Source organism: Microbacterium sp. NPDC058062 (assembly GCF_042885375.1).
Classification (GTDB): Bacteria; Actinomycetota; Actinomycetes; order Actinomycetales; family Microbacteriaceae; genus Microbacterium; species Microbacterium trichothecenolyticum_C.
Genome location: NZ_JBHVSC010000002.1, coordinates 864,466 through 878,696, shown reverse-complemented (window position 1 = coordinate 878,696; position 14,231 = coordinate 864,466). Strand labels below are relative to the sequence as shown.

The window sequence follows — 14,231 nt, the reverse complement described above, 5'->3', positions numbered from 1 at the left end:
CATCCGGGCTCAAGCCCCGAATCTCACGCGATCCCCGATTCTCGCGGGTCGTCGCGTCAGAAGCCGTGCGTGAGCAGGGTCGCCCCTGCGCCCGCCTGCAGTGCGCCCAGCGCCTCGCGCTCGTACTCGGGCATGCGGTCGGGGAGGGCATCGAGGTCGAACCAGGCGAGCTCGGCGCACTTGCGCGGCTCGAGGATCTCGGGCTCGCCCTCCCACTCGTCGCACACGAAGAACCAGTCCACGCGCTGCTCGATCGGGTTGTCGGTGCCGTCCGTACGCTGCATGACCGCGACCGGCGTCAGCGTCGCGGCGGCGAGCGTCAGCCCGAGCTCTTCCCGGACCTCGCGGATCGCGGCGTCCACGGCGGTCTCGCCGAGCTCGACATGTCCTGCGGCGCCGGCGGCCAGCATCCGTCCATGTAGCCGGTGTTCTGCCGCAGCTGCAGCAGCACCGCTCCGCCGCGGCGGAGATAGACGTACGACGAGGGGACGACGGAGAAGCGGGTCACGGCGACCCAACCTACCGTCAGCCGAGCGCGGCGACGTCGGTGAACAGGGCGTCGGCCCCCACCTGCCCGCCCTTGAGCAGCAGCTCCAGTCCGTCGATGGCGGGGTCCGCGGCGTGCGCCCGCAGCAGCACGACGTTGCCCCACGGGTTCGCGGCGATCGAGAGCGACTCCACGCCGAGCAGGCGCGTGACGCGGCTCGACGTGTCGCCGCCGCACACGATCACGCGCCGTGCCGCTCCGTCGCGGGCGACGGCGGAGATGACGGATGCTGCGGCCTCCGCGATCGCCTCGAGCACGGGGCGGTCGCCGGTCGAGCTCGCGTCGGCGTCGTCCGACGTGAGCACGACGCCGCGTCCGGCGCGCAGCGCGGCGATCACGTCGGGCACGACGGCCTCCCGCCCGGGCCCATCGAGCGGAAGCGGCTGCACCAGCCAGCCGGCGGCGACCGCGGCATCCGCCTGCCGACGGGTCTGCGCCGAACGGCTGCCCGACACGACGAGCACCGGCCCCGTCGAGGGGGTCGATGCCGGGATGTCGGGGCCGCTGCGCGGGTCCGCGGCGGCGATGCCATGGGAGAGACCGCCCGAGCCGATCGCGAACACCGGAGCGGGGAGCGCCGCGACGGCCTCGCCGACGGTCACGAGGTGCTCGTCGGTGAGGGCGTCGAGGACCAGCGCCGACTCGGCGGAGCTGCGCAGCAGCGCCTCGAGGTCGTCGAAGGCGACGAGCGGAATGGAGCCGACGGGCAGGTCGGTCTGGCGGCCGATGTGCACCGCGAGGTCGGCCTCGGTCATCGGCGTCGAGGGGTGGTGCGACATCGTGGGCTGCCGATCGAGCCGGTACACGGTGCCCCGCTCGGCGGCGAAGTGCTGGCCGAACAGCGTGTACCGCCCGAAGTCGGGCTGGGCGAACAGCATCGGCACCGGGCGCTCGCCGAACGCCTCGCGCGCGAGCTCGACGACGCGGCCGAGACTGCCCACGCCCGGCGCGGAGTCGGCCGTGGAGCACGCCTTGTACTGCACGATCGCCGGCTCGAGCGCGGCGAACGCGGCGAACACCGGCCGCAGCTCGGTATCCATGTCGTCGGGCGCGAGGGAGCGCGAGATGCCGGCCACGCCGACCACGTCCACCTCGTCCGCCGCGCGACGCAGGGCGGCAGCATCCGGGAGTCCCGTGAAGAGCCGCCCCGTCCAGCCGCGCCGCGCGAACTGCAGCAGCGCATCGACGCTGCCGGTGAAGTCGTCGCCGTAGAACAGGGCGGCGCCGCGCGCGGCTCTAGGCACGGACCGGACCGAAGAGCTCGGCGGCCCGACGCAGGGCCTCCGACGTCGAGTAGGCGTCGTCGATGCTCTCGCCACGTGCAGCCGACGCCCACGCGTCGCGCATGCTCGCGACTCCGGCCGCCGCACCGTCGGGATGACCGTGGATGCCGCCGCCGGCGAGCACGAGAAGGTCGGTCGTGCCGACCGCGGCGTAGGTGGCGTGCGCGAGCCCGCCCCACTGTCCCGACGACAGCACGGGGAGCGTCGGCGTCAGACCGAGGAGGGGCTCACGCACGGCGGCGATGGAGTCGAGCACCTGTTCGTCCGTCTCGTAGAACTTGTTGCTGATGCCGTTCGTGTGCAGGTGGTCGGCGCCGGCGAGGCGCGCGAGCTTCTGCCACGCACGGAACCCTATCCCGACCTGCTCCGAGCGCCCGAACGAGCCGAACATCGCACGGTGTCCGTGGATCGGCACGCTGCTGTGGCTGCGGAGGAACTCGAGGCCCGGCAGGCCGATGAGGTTGATGCACGCCATCACGCACGTGCCGCCGGCCGCCACCACGAGGTCGTGGTTGGCCTCCAGTCGCCCGATGTCGTCGGTGATGTTGAACGCGTACATGGGCTTGCGGCCCGTGCGGTCGGCGTGGCGCTCGAGCACCGGCATGACCGCAGCGACCCGCTCGGCCAGCGGCGCGCTCGGCCCGTTGCCCTGCAGCTCGTCGTCCTTGATGAAGTCGATGCCCGACTCGGCGAGCTGACCGACGACCTCCGCGAGGTCGGCGGGGGACAGGCCGATGCTGGGCTTGACGATCGTGCCGATGAGCGCGCCCTCGGGGCGGCCGACCAGCCGGCGCGTGCCCTCGACCCCGAACGCGGGGCCGGCGTAGCGCTCGGCGAACGCCGGCGGCAGCTCCAGGTCGACCAGGCGGATGGCCGCCAGCTCCTTGATCTCGAAGAGGTTGCCGGCGACGGCGGCGAGCAGGTTGGGCAGCGACGGGCCGAAGTTGTCGAGCGGGAACCGCAGTCGCATCCGCGCGCGCCGACGCAGCGCGGGGTCGCCGACGGCGCCCGGCAGGGGCGAGGCGCCGGTGAGGGGCAGCTCGTCGATGGACTCGACCTGGGCGGCGAAGCGCGCGCGCAGGTCGTCGGACTCGCGCTCGACGCGAACGAACGTGCCGGTGGACTGCTCGCCGGCGAGGACCTCGGCGGCCTGCCGCAGGGGCAGTGAGGTCTCGATGATGTACGTCGCGACGACGTGCTGGGACGTGAAGGATGACGAAGACATGCGCGTCACCAGACCAGCGGGAGCCAGACCGACATCTCGCCGGCACCGCGATTGCCCCACGCGAAGTAGGGGATCAATCGCACGGGCGCCGTCGCGAGCGCGGTGTCTGCGAGGTCGTCGTACAGCGCGTCCTCGTCCGACCCGGGAAGGATGACCGCCTCCGTGTCGAGGGCGATCACACGGTGGCCGGCGACCTCGGCTTCGACAGGGGTCAACGCCGTGCCTCGACGGAGCGCGACCTGCTCGAGCACGGCGCCTTCGGGAAGGTCGGCGGTCTCGACGCAGTACACGACCGGTCCGCGGCGCACGGCCACCTGGTTGGTCGCCTCCTCCGCGAGTCGGTGGGCGCGGAGCACCCGCACCGGCATGGGCAGCGTGAGTTCGACGACGTCGCCGGGCCGCCACTCGCGCTCGAGGCGCGTGTACGTGCCGGGCTCGGTCACGGCGACCGGGGTGCCGTTCACGGTGAGCGTCGCGCCCGACGACCAGCCGGGGATGCGGAGGTGGAGCGGAAGACCTCCGGCGGCAGCATCCGTCACGGTGAACGCGATCCGCTCGCCCCACGGGTAGTCGCCGTCTTCGCGCAGGGCGAGACGGCGCCCGTCGTCGGTCGTCACGTCGAGCGTGCTGCCGCCGTAGAGGTGGACGAACAGGCCTTCGTCGCCCATCGACGCCGCGCGCTCGTGGAACCTCGCGAGCGTGCGCGCGATGTTGGGCGGGCAGCAGAAGCAGCTGAGGTACGACTCGCGGATACGCTCGTCCGACGGCGGGGGCACCGGCACCGGGTGGATCGCGGTGTCGCCCGGCCGTCGAAGCGGGTAGGGGAGGTCTCGCACCTGCCGCAGCGCGTTCGTGTAGAAGTACTCGGAGCCGGCGAGGCTGATGCTCGACAGGAGGCTGTTGAAGGCCACCTGCTCGATGACGTCGGCGTAGGTCGCGTCGCCTGTGAGCGCCAGCATCCGCTCGCCCCACAGGATCAGGCCGATGTTCGCGCACGACTCGTTGTGCGCGGTCGTGTGCGGCAACTGGAAGGCGCGGCCGTAGGCCTGGTGCACGCGGCTGATCTGGTTCTGCCACGGTGAGCCGTCGGGGGAGGCCCCGTCGTAGAGGGCTCCGGCGCCACCGGTGATGTACAGCTTCGTGTCGACGACGTCGCGCCACAGGTTCTCGAGCACCGCCTCGAGTTCCTCGTCACCGGTCTCGGCGACGAGGTCGGCGAGACCCGCATAGAGGTAGTTTGCCCGTACGGCGTGCCCGGCGACGACCGTCTGCTCGCGGACGGGGACGCGGTCCTGGTTGTCGTCGCCGCCCTCGAAGTCGTCGCGGACGCGGATGAACGCCTCCGACAGGCGCAGGTACTGCTCGTCGCCGGTCGCGCGGTAGAGGTCGATGACCGCCATGTAGTGGGACGGGCAGATGGCGCTGCGCGCGAGCTCGAGCGGCTTGTTGGTCGCGAGGTCCTCGAGGAAGGCCGCGGCCTTGCGCGCGGCGTCGAGCAGAGTGGTCGACCCGGTCACCTCGTAGTGGCGGACGCCCGCCGTGATGAGGTGGCCGAGGTTGTAGGTCTCGAAGTTGAAGCGGTCGGCGAGGGCGATGGCGTCCTCGTGGTTGCGCGTGGAGATGATGGTCGGCGTGTGAAGGTAGCCGTCTTCGCGCTGCACCGAGGCGATGAGCCGTGCGATCTCTTCGATCCGGGCGGCGAGCGCGGGGTCGGGGTCCGTCTCGAGACGGGCGATGGCCGCCTCGAGCCACTTGTAGAAGTCGCCGTCCATGAACGGCGGTCCGGCGTGCGAGCCCTCCTCGAGTCCTGCGGCGATGCGGAAGTTCGTGAGCCCGGCGCTGACGGCCGGGTCGCTCAGGGAGGACCAGATCTGGGGGATGGTGACGTCGCGCGTGCGATCGTGGACGTCTCCCCAGAAGCCGCTCGCCCAGCGCGCGCTGTCGGCGCCGAGGGGTCGCAGCCGGGCGTGAGCCCGCGTCGCGGTCGTGGCGGTCATTGCTGTTCCTTCCGAGTGGCGTTCAGTCTCGTGCTCGTCGTCGTGTTGCGGCAAGCGCGGGCTGATACAGGTCAGAGGAGGCGGCGCTGAAAGTTCTCGCAACGCTGCATCGAAATGCAGTGTAACCCCTGAATCGTCTCAAAGTGAATAGAATTTCAGTACTGACTGTTGACACACGTCGAAATCGTGCCTACTGTCGTGGTCGTACCTTTCACCCGCATGGTCGTCGTCAAGGAGGACGCTATGAACACCCGCAGCAACCGCCGCCGCATCGCGGCGCTGGGAATCGCAATGGCCGCGGTGCTGCCGCTGGCCGCCTGTGCCGGCAGTGGCACGCCCGAGCCCGGCTCGTCGGAGGCGGGCGGCGGCGCCGGTGGCACCGATCCCGAAACCTTCACCGTCATGACGGCGAACGAGAACCCGGTGCTCGAGGAGCAGCTGACCGCGCTCTCCGAGGGTGCCTGCAAGGCCGAGAACGAGGCCCTGCCGATCGAGCACCAGAAGGTCGCGCAGGCCGACACCGTCCAGAAGGTGACGCTGCTCGCCAGCCAGGGCGCACTGCCGACGCACACGATCGCGGGCACCGCGCTCATCCGTCCCGACGGCGACCTGAACGCCGCCGGCCTGGTGGGCGACCTCAAGGCAGCCCTCGAGGGCTCGGGTGCGTGGGACAACGTGCTCCCCGCCGCCGCCTCCACCGTCGAGCAGGTCTACGGCGGCATGTACTCGATGCCGTACCAGTACAACGTCGAGGGCATCTTCTACAACAAGGAGATCTTCGCCGACAACGGCATCGAAGAGCCCCAGACCTGGGACGACCTCCTCGACGCCTCCGCGACGCTGCAGGACGCGGGCATCACGCCGATGACCGAGGCCGGTGCCGCCGGATGGCCGCTCACGCGCATCCTCGGCATGTACATCTTCCGCAACGTCGGCCCCGAGGCCATGGTCGCGATCCGCGACGGCAAGGCGAAGCTCACCGACCCCGAGTACGTCGAGGGCGCCCAGGCGCTCGCCGACTACGCCGACGCCGGCTACTTCGGCGAGGGCTTCTCGACGCGCGACGGCGACACCTCGTCGAACATGTTCCTCACCGGCCAGGCCGCGATGACCTACGACGGCTCGTGGCTACTCAGCGCCATCAACGACCCGGCCCGCAACCAGATCGGCGGCGAGAACATCGGCTTCATGCCGTTCCCCGAGGTCGACGGCGGCAAAGGCTCGATCGACCAGTACGCCGCGAACGCGGGCGCCCCGATGATCATCAACGCCGAGCAGTTCGGCCCGAAGGTCGTCGACTGGATCAGCTGCATCGCCCAGAACTACGGCCAGCAGGCCCTGCAGAACGCGGGCGTGATCTCGGGCTTCAAGGTCAACGGCGACGTCACCGACATCTCGGAGAACACCGCGGAGATCCAGGAGCGGATCGCGGGCATCGACGAGACCGTACTGTGGTTCGAGGCCCTGATGGACTCGAAGAGCAACTCGCTCGCGTCGACCAACGGCACGCTCCTCACGACCGGTCAGATGACCCCCGAGGAGTACATGACGCAGCTCCAGGCGAGCATCGACGCCAACGGCTGACATCCCGTACCGGCTCCCCGGGCCCGAGCCCGGGGAGCCGGCTCTTCGACAGAGAAAGCAGTTCGCAGATGAACTCGATCTTCGGAGATCGGAAGACGATCTTCATCCTGCTGGCACCGGCTCTGGTGCTCTACACCCTCCTGAAGGTGGTGCCGGTCGGCTGGTCCCTCGGCCTCTCCTTCTTCGAAGGCAACTCGCTCCGCGGGTTCGAGTGGGTGGGCGTCCAGAACTTCATCACCTTCTTCAGCGACCCGAACGCCCTGCAGTCGATGTGGGTGAGCGTGTTCTTCGCGATCGTCGCCACGATCGGCCAGGTCGCCCTCGGCTACGGCCTCGCGCTCCTGTACGTCTTCGTCCTGCGCAAGGGCTCGACGCTCGTGCGGACGTTCGTGTTCTTCCCGACCGTGCTCCCCACCGTCGCCGTCGCGCTGCTGTTCCGCAGCTTCGTCGCCGTCGGTGACAACCAGGGCCCGGTCAACGACATCATCAACTTCTTCGGCGGCGAGAGCGTCGAGGTGCTCGCCTCCACCGTGGGCACGATGACCCTCGCGATCCTCATGACGCTGTGGAGCTCGATGGGCTTCTACGCCGTCCTCCTCTACGCGGGACTTCTCGACATCCCCGAGGAGGTCATCGAGTCCGCCCGCCTCGACGGCGCCAACGGCCTGAAGCTCGTCCGCCACATCGTCGTGCCGCTGTCGCTCCCGATCCTGCTGTCGTCGATCATCTTCAGCCTCAACGCGACGCTCAAGGTCTTCGACAGCCTGCTCGCCCTCAACGGCGGCGGACCCGGCACGTCGACCGCGCCGATGACGCTGTACATGTACCGCACCGCCTTCGAGTACGCCGAGTACGGCTACGGCTCGACGATCGCCGTCCTCCTCACCGCGCTCTGCCTGGTGTTCACCCTGGCGATCTTCCGATCGTCGCGCCGCAAGGCGGAGGTCTGACATGACTCTGACGCACACCGAGAAGCCCGCGTACACCGTCGCGACCCCGACGGTCCGCAAGCCCGGCCCGGGCCGCGCCAAGCGCACCGCTCTGAAGGCGCTCCGCCGTCTGCCGGTCTGGATCCTCGTCGCCGTCCTGATGGTCGTGGTGCTGTATCCGCAGGTCTGGATGGTGCTCGGCTCGTTCAAGACGCAGTCGGAGTTCCTCTCGAACCCCGCGCTGTCGCTGCCCGAGACGTGGAACTTCGACAACTACGTCACCGCTCTCACGAACGGCAACGTCGCCCGCAACTGGCTCAACAGCGTGCTGGTGACGATCCCGTCCGTGATCTTCATCGTCTTCATCGGCGTCGCCGCCGGCTACGCGCTCGAGGTGATGATCTGGAAGGGCCGCAACGGCGTCCTGCTCTACATCCTCGCGGGCATCATGGTGCCCGGTCAGATGATCCTCGTCCCGCTGTTCATCACGTACTTCCGCATCGGCATCACCGACACCCTGTGGCCGCTCATCATCACCTACACGGTGATGGGACTGCCATTGACGACGTTCCTGATGGCGACGTACTTCCGTTCGGTGCCGCGCGAGATCTTCGAGGCCGCGACCGTCGACGGCTCGGGCCCGCTGCGCTCGTTCTTCGTGATCGGCGTCCCGATGATGAAGAACGCGATCCTCACGATCGGCCTCGTGCAGTTCTTCAGCGTGTGGAACGACCTGCTGATCGCCCTGACGTTCACGACCCGTCCTGAGCTCGCGACGATCCAGGTGGGCCTCCTGAGCCTGAGCGACGAGTACGGGTCGACGCAGTACGGTCCGCTGTTCGCGGCCGTCAGCATCAACATCGTGGTGCTGCTGATCCTGTTCCTGACGCTCAACAAGAAGATCATGGCCGGCATGTCCGGCGGCGCCCTCAAGGGCTGAGAAGCTGAAAGGCTGGGTGCATGAGCTCCTCCGCGCCGCGCATCGCGTTCCTCCACACCGGAGCCGTCAACATCGCGCCGTTCGGTGCGCTCGCGGCGGAGTTCCTCCCCGGTGCGACCGTCGTGAACTATCTCGACGACCGCATCGTGGCCGACCTCGGCGATGAGGCGCGCGCGGACTCGGTGCCCGAGCGCATCGACGACCTCGTGCGCGCGGCGGCCGCTGGGGGAGCGGATGCCGTGATGTTCACGTGCTCGTCGATCTCCGAGCTCGCCGCACCCGCCGCTGCGGCGGCAGGCGTGCCCGTCCTCCGCGTGGATGAGGCGATGGCGGATGCTGCGGTCCGAGCCGGACGCCGCGTGCGCGTGCTCGCGACCCTGCCGACCACGTGCCGCCCCACTCTGGGCCTGCTGCAGGAGCGCGCTGCGCTCGCCGGCGTCGAGCCGGAGTTCACGAGCGAGGTCATCGAGGGCGCTTTCGCCGCCGTCGCGGGCGGCGACCGCCCGACCCACGACCGCCTCGTCGCCGCCGCCATCGAGCGCGGCGCCGCGGAGGCCGACGTCATCGTGCTGGCTCAGGCCTCCATGGCCTCCGCCGCCGAGGCCGTGTCGGTCGACGTGCCGGTGCTCACGAGCCCGCGGCTCGGCGTCGAGCGCCTCGCGGCGTCTCTCGCCGATCGCTGACCCCGGCGGCGCGTCCGCTGCCCGATGTTCGCGCGTGGGCGCTCCGCGTCCTCAATTGAGGACCTGAGCCGGAATGAGGACGCCTCAGCCGTGGTGCGCCCTCAGCTCAGCCCTCGTCCTCATTTGAGGAGCTGTGCCGACGGCGGCTCGAACATCCCTGACAGTAAGGTCGCGGCCCTCGTCCTCATCTGAGGACGAGGGGCTGGGTGCCGCGGGACCCGCGTCAGCGCGCGGCGAGGGCCTCGGCCGAGCGCAGGTCGGTCACGAGGGTCGTGACCCAGTCGCCGGCCAGAGCGCCGTGGATGGCCTCGAGCTTGCGCTCGCCACCGGCGATGCCGACGCGGCGCGGGATGCGCCGCAGGCCGTCCACCGTGATGGCGATGATGCGGTCGTCGAGCGCGCCGCGCACGAGCGAGCCGTCGGCGCGGAAGATGCGGTGGCAGATGTCGCCGACGGCGCCCTGGTCGAGCAGCGCCTGACGCTCCTCGGCGGCGAAGGCGTTGCCGCTCGCGGCGAGAGCGTCGGAGGGCTCGATGCTGCCGATGCCCATGATCGCCATCGTGAGCTCGTTCCAGTGGCGCGCGACCTCCTGCATCGAGGGGTCCTGCAGCAGGCTGTCGCGGATCGCCGGGTCGCCGACGACGCCCGGGGCCTGCACGTACACGGGCTCCGCGCCGAGGGTGCGGGCCAGTTCGCCGAGCAGGCGGTTCGAGTGGCTCTGGGCCTCGGGGGCGCCGACGCCGCCGAGCAGCTGCACGACCTCGGTCGCTCCGCGCACCGTGAACGGGCGCATGCGGTCGACCATCGCGAGGATCGTCTGACTCCACGACGAGACGCCGATGCGGTCGGCGCCCGAGAGGGTCGCCTCGAGATAGGCGGCCGCCCCCGCCCCGAGCGAGGCCAGCAGCTCGCCCTCGTCGGCCTCGGGGTCGACGTCGACGATGACGGCCTCCGCGAGGCCATACTTCTCCTCGAGCTGCTCCTCGAGCTCGGCGTAGACGCCCGGGGCGACGGTGACGATGGTGCGCACGATGCCCACGGATTCCGCCCGCTTGAGCAGACGGGAGACCTTCGCCTGTGAGATATTGAGCGCGGCCGCGATGTCGGCCTGGCGGACGCCCCGCTCGTGGTACATGCGCGCGACCTTCGTGAGCAGGCGAACCTGCCCGTCCGCGGGCCGGGTGTAGGGCGTCAGGGGCACAGCGTCTCCGATCGTGGCGATCCAAGGTGTATTCGGATTCGCTAACGAAAGGATATTCACTCTCCGCGCAGAACGCCAGCCCCGACGACGTGTGGATTCACACATCGACCGGGGATTTCGGATGCCGCGGGCCGCAGCATCCGAAATCCCTCATCATTCGTTCGCCCGCCGCGCGCATGTGAATCGCCAAGACACGCCGGGCGCGGGTGCGGCGTATCGGCGTGTCTTGGCGACTCGGGCCCCCAGGGTCGGGGCAGGGTGGGTGGGGTCAGGCGGGGAGTGCGGCGCGGAGCGGAGCAACCCCCGCCGGCACGGGCACCACGCGGGTGTGGGTGCCCGGGGCGAGCGTCTCCTCGTCGGCGCCGTCGAGGTCGAGCACGGCCTCGGCGCCGACCGGAACTGTCGCCTCGACGTGGAGCTGCCCGTCCTCGATGCGCCACGAGATCGCCGCCTCGCCATACGCGGTGAGCTGGCGCGCCGAGGCGGCCGTCAGCCCGCCGCCGGGGCGCGGGGCGAAGCGGATGCGGCGGTAGCCGGGCGCGTCAGGCGCGAGCCCGCCGATGACGCGGTGCATCCAGTCGGCGACGGCGCCGAGCGCGTAGTGGTTGAACGACGTCATCTGCCCCGGGTTGACGGTGCCGTCGGGCAGCAGCGAGTCCCACCGCTCCCACACCGTCGTCGCACCCTGCTCGACCTGGTACAGCCAGGACGGGCACTCGCGCTCGAGCAGGAGGTCGTACGCAGCCGCGACCTGGCCGCCCGAGCTCAGGGCGTCGGAGACGAGCGGCGTGCCGACGAAGCCCGTCGCGATGCGGTTGCCCGCGGCGTGCACGAGGTCGGCGAGGCGGGTGGCCGCAGCATCCCGTTTCACCGGATCGGTGATCAGGTCGAACTGCAGGCCGAGCGCGTACGCCGTCTGGGCGTCGCTGGTCATCGTGCCGTCGGCGTTCACGTACGCGGCCTCGAAGGCGGCGACCACCTCGTCGGCGAGCGCGTCGTAGTGCGCCCGCTCGTCGGCGAGCCCGAGCACCTCCGCCATGCGCGCCACCGTCCGCGCCGACTTCGCGAAGTACGCGGTCGCGACGAGGTAGCGGTCGGTGAGGGCGTCGGCAGGGTCGTCCGGCGGAGCGGCCGGGTCGAGCCAGTCGCCCAGCTGGAAGCCCGAGTCCCACAGCCGCGAAGGCCCCGCGAGTCGCTCGAGCAGGTCCACCCAGCGGTGGGCGCTGTCCCACTGGGCCTCGAGCACGCCGACGTCGCCGAATCGGTCGTAGAGGGTCCACGGGAGGAGCGTCGCCACGTCGCCCCACGCGGCGCCCGGACGCATCGGCGTCCACGCCTTGTCGGCCGGGATCACGGGCACGTACCAGGGCACGGTGCCGTCGGGGAGCTGCTCGATCGCGAGGTCCTGCAGCCAGCCCGAGAGCATGCCCGAGACGTCGTAGAGGGTGGATGCCGTCGGCCCGAAGACCTGGATGTCGCCGGTCCAGCCGATCCGCTCGTCGCGCTGCGGGCAGTCGGTGGGGATGTCGACGAAGTTCCCGCGCATGCCCCAGCGCACGTTCTCGTGGAGGCGGTTGAGCGCAGGATCCGAGGACTCGAACCAGCCGGTGCGCTCGAGGTCCGTGTGGTACACGCGGGCGACGAGGGCGCCGGCCGCGGCATCGGCGTCGAGGTCGCCCGGCCAGCCGGTGACCTCGACGAAGCGGAAGCCGTGGAAGGTGAAGCGGGGTTCCCACTCCTCGACCTCGCGGCCGGCGAGCGTGTAGTTGTCGGTCGAGCGTGCATTGCGGAGCGGGCGCGTGTAGATCTCGCCGTCCTGCATGACCTCCGCGGTGCGCAGACTCACGGTGGTGCCTGCCTCGCCCGAGACCCGGATCCGCACGCGGCCCACCAGGTTCTGCCCGAAGTCGAGGATGCGCGAGCCGCTCGGCCCGGTCAGCACCGCGACCGGGTGGACCTCCTCGGTCGAGCGCACCGGGGGAGCAGTCGGCGCGACGAGCGTCGCGGGGTCGCGGTGGCGCTCCTGCACGCCCTCCCAGGCCGAGTCGTCGTAGCCGGGGGTGGACCACCCGGGCAGCTCCTCGCGGGCGTCGTAGTCCTCGCCGTCGTAGATGCCGCTGGCGAGGATCGGGCTCGGCGCCGAACGCCACGAGTGGTCGGTCGCGACGATCTCGCGGGACCCATCGGCGTAGGTGAGCTCGAGCTGGCCGAGGAACGACTGGTCGTCGCCGTAGAGGTTGCGGAAGCCGCCGCGCCAGCCGAGACGGCCGCGGTACCAGCCGTCGCCGAGCCACGCGCCGAGCGCGTTGTCGCCGGGCGTCACGAGGTCGGTCACGTCGTACGTGTAGTACCGCAGGCGCTTGCCGTACACGGTCCAGCCGGGCGAGAGCGTGTCGTCGCCGACGCGGGCGCCGTTGAGCTCGGCCTCGTAGACGCCGTGCGCGGTCGCGTAGAGGCGGGCGCGCACCAGCCCGTCGCGCACATCGAAGCCGCGGCGCACGAGCGAGGGGCGCCGCTCGTCCGACATCGGGTTCTCGTTGCGCGTCGCGCCGACCGGTCGGGCGACCCAGTCCGAGGGCTCGAGCAGCCCAGCCTCCAGGACGGTGGGGACGGATGCTGCGGACCACGCGCCGTCCTCACCCCGAACGGAGATCCGCACCGAGACGATCTCCCGCGAGCGCAGCGGTTCGGCGGGCCAGGCGACGAGGACCTGCTCTCCGGAGTCGATGACGTAGGTCGTGACATCGCCGCCGCGGTCGACCTCGACCGAGTACGACGTCTGGCGCCAGCCGGACGGAGCTGAGGTGATGCGCCACGAGAGGCGCGGCATCCGCTCGCCGATGCCGAGCGGTTCGCGATGGTGTTCGATGCGGGGTGCGTCGACGATGACGGACATCGGAGTCCCTTCCGAGAGAACTGAAACGTTTCGGTTTCAACGTGTACAGTGAGTGTCGCACCGAATTCGAAACGTTTCAAGTTGCGGTCGGGGTGCGAGTACACGGAGGTACGACATGCGGATCGGCGTCACCGGCAGCGGAGGCAAGCTCGGGCGGGCCACGGTGGAGCGCCTGCGCGCCGACGGCCACGACGTGATGGGCTTCGACCTCACGGGGACGCCGGGGCCGGGCTTCACCCGCGTGGACCTCACCGACTTCGGGCAGACCCTCGACGCTCTCCTCTCGGTGACCGCGCGCCACGACGGGCTCGACGCCCTCGTGCATCTCGCGGCGATCCCGGTGAACGGGCTGGTGCCCGATGCGGCGACCTTCCACAACAACGTCACGGTGTCGTTCAACGCGCTGTTCGCCGCGCATCGCGCGGGTATCCGCACGATCGTGCTGGCCTCGAGCATCACGGCGATGGGCTTCCCCTTCGACGAGGCGCCGCCGTCGCTGCCGGTCGACGAGACGTACACGAGCGCCAACAACACCTACGGCCTCGGCAAGGTGGCGGAGGAGGCGATCGCCGCCCAGCTCGTGCGATGGACGCCCGACACCTCGATCACCGCGCTGCGCTTCACGAACGTGGTCGGGCCCGACGAGTACGCGACGTTCGAGCGGGCGGCCGAGCCCGGCTACCGCCGAGACCTCGTCGGCTCGTGGGTCGATGCGCGCGACGGGGCGCTCGCGGTCGCCCTCGCGCTCGCCGCAGCGGAGCCCGGCTTCGAGGTGTACAACGTTGCGGCGCCGGAGTCCGGCAACGCGGAGCCCTCCCGCGAGGTCGCCGAGCGCTGGTTCCCCGGCACCCCTGTCGCCTCCGACCTCGGCGAGTTCGAGTCGCTCATGTCGACCCGCAAGATCCGCGAACGGCTCGGGTTCGCCGCCGAGCACGACTGGCGCTGA

Annotated in this window: 11 protein-coding genes; 5 read left to right on the top strand and 6 right to left on the bottom strand. The window is 70.6% G+C overall.

The window, feature by feature from the left end; all coding sequences use genetic code 11:
• Positions 1 to 56 precede the first annotated feature (56 nt).
• The 4 genes from ACFVSU_RS08720 to ACFVSU_RS08705 form a co-directional block, all read right to left on the bottom strand.
• A complete protein-coding gene (locus ACFVSU_RS08720) occupies positions 57 to 410 on the bottom strand; it encodes an NUDIX domain-containing protein (protein ID WP_387140947.1) in 354 nt (117 codons plus the stop codon).
• Positions 411 to 525: 115 nt separating this feature from the next.
• Complete coding sequence (locus ACFVSU_RS08715) at positions 526 to 1,791, bottom strand: four-carbon acid sugar kinase family protein (RefSeq protein ID WP_387140944.1); 1,266 nt, start codon at positions 1,789 to 1,791, stop codon at positions 526 to 528.
• Positions 1,784 to 3,055 (bottom strand): RuBisCO large subunit C-terminal-like domain-containing protein, encoded by a 1,272-nt coding sequence (locus ACFVSU_RS08710; protein ID WP_387140941.1) that lies wholly within the window; start codon positions 3,053 to 3,055, stop codon positions 1,784 to 1,786. The genes ACFVSU_RS08715 and ACFVSU_RS08710 overlap by 8 nt, the downstream gene beginning before the upstream one ends.
• A 5-nt stretch (positions 3,056 to 3,060) precedes the next feature.
• Positions 3,061 to 5,052 (bottom strand): glycoside hydrolase family 127 protein, encoded by a 1,992-nt coding sequence (locus ACFVSU_RS08705; protein ID WP_387140938.1) that lies wholly within the window; start codon positions 5,050 to 5,052, stop codon positions 3,061 to 3,063.
• Between the two features lie 243 nt (positions 5,053 to 5,295).
• Here ACFVSU_RS08705 and ACFVSU_RS08700 point away from each other — a divergent pair, with 243 nt between their 5' ends.
• The 4 genes from ACFVSU_RS08700 (at position 5,296) to ACFVSU_RS08685 (ending at position 9,188) form a co-directional block, all read left to right on the top strand.
• Entirely contained in the window at positions 5,296 to 6,636 is a 1,341-nt protein-coding gene (locus ACFVSU_RS08700; protein ID WP_387140935.1) for an ABC transporter substrate-binding protein, read from the top strand.
• Positions 6,637 to 6,704: 68 nt separating this feature from the next.
• Positions 6,705 to 7,586, top strand: coding sequence for a sugar ABC transporter permease (locus ACFVSU_RS08695; RefSeq protein WP_310286008.1), 882 nt, complete (start codon positions 6,705 to 6,707; stop codon positions 7,584 to 7,586).
• A 1-nt stretch (position 7,587) separates the two neighbouring features.
• Entirely contained in the window at positions 7,588 to 8,505 is a 918-nt protein-coding gene (locus ACFVSU_RS08690) for a carbohydrate ABC transporter permease (RefSeq protein ID WP_387140931.1), read from the top strand.
• Positions 8,506 to 8,525: 20 nt separating this feature from the next.
• Complete coding sequence (locus ACFVSU_RS08685; protein ID WP_387140928.1) at positions 8,526 to 9,188, top strand: aspartate/glutamate racemase family protein; 663 nt, start codon at positions 8,526 to 8,528, stop codon at positions 9,186 to 9,188.
• 223 nt (positions 9,189 to 9,411) lie between these two features.
• On the opposite strand, the gene ACFVSU_RS08680 is transcribed toward ACFVSU_RS08685, so the two are convergent.
• Together ACFVSU_RS08680 and ACFVSU_RS08675 are read right to left on the bottom strand one after the other, a co-directional pair.
• Positions 9,412 to 10,389, bottom strand: a complete 978-nt coding sequence (locus ACFVSU_RS08680) for a sugar-binding transcriptional regulator (RefSeq protein WP_310286000.1) — start codon at positions 10,387 to 10,389, stop codon at positions 9,412 to 9,414.
• 268 nt (positions 10,390 to 10,657) lie between these two features.
• Positions 10,658 to 13,285 carry a family 78 glycoside hydrolase catalytic domain gene (locus ACFVSU_RS08675; protein WP_387140923.1) on the bottom strand — a complete coding sequence of 876 codons (2,628 nt, stop codon included), beginning with the start codon at positions 13,283 to 13,285 and terminating at the stop codon, positions 10,658 to 10,660.
• 115 nt (positions 13,286 to 13,400) lie between these two features.
• Here ACFVSU_RS08675 and ACFVSU_RS08670 point away from each other — a divergent pair, with 115 nt between their 5' ends.
• Positions 13,401 to 14,231 carry an NAD-dependent epimerase/dehydratase family protein gene (locus tag ACFVSU_RS08670; protein ID WP_387140920.1) on the top strand — a complete coding sequence of 277 codons (831 nt, stop codon included), beginning with the start codon at positions 13,401 to 13,403 and terminating at the stop codon, positions 14,229 to 14,231.

Bases quoted from the DNA above. Each gene is read 5' to 3' on its own strand.
- ACFVSU_RS08685 (WP_387140928.1), top strand. From the start codon at position 8,526: ATGAGCTCCTCCGCGCCGCGCATCGCGTTCCTCCACACCGGAGCCGTC.
- ACFVSU_RS08710 (WP_387140941.1), bottom strand. From the start codon at position 3,055: ATGTCTTCGTCATCCTTCACGTCCCAGCACGTCGTCGCGACGTACATC.
- ACFVSU_RS08675 (WP_387140923.1), bottom strand. From the start codon at position 13,285: ATGTCCGTCATCGTCGACGCACCCCGCATCGAACACCATCGCGAACCG.
- ACFVSU_RS08695 (WP_310286008.1), top strand. From the start codon at position 6,705: ATGAACTCGATCTTCGGAGATCGGAAGACGATCTTCATCCTGCTGGCA.
- ACFVSU_RS08700 (WP_387140935.1), top strand. From the start codon at position 5,296: ATGAACACCCGCAGCAACCGCCGCCGCATCGCGGCGCTGGGAATCGCA.
- ACFVSU_RS08670 (WP_387140920.1), top strand. From the start codon at position 13,401: ATGCGGATCGGCGTCACCGGCAGCGGAGGCAAGCTCGGGCGGGCCACG.
- ACFVSU_RS08690 (WP_387140931.1), top strand. From the start codon at position 7,588: ATGACTCTGACGCACACCGAGAAGCCCGCGTACACCGTCGCGACCCCG.
- ACFVSU_RS08720 (WP_387140947.1), bottom strand. From the start codon at position 410: ATGCTGGCCGCCGGCGCCGCAGGACATGTCGAGCTCGGCGAGACCGCC.
- ACFVSU_RS08705 (WP_387140938.1), bottom strand. From the start codon at position 5,052: ATGACCGCCACGACCGCGACGCGGGCTCACGCCCGGCTGCGACCCCTC.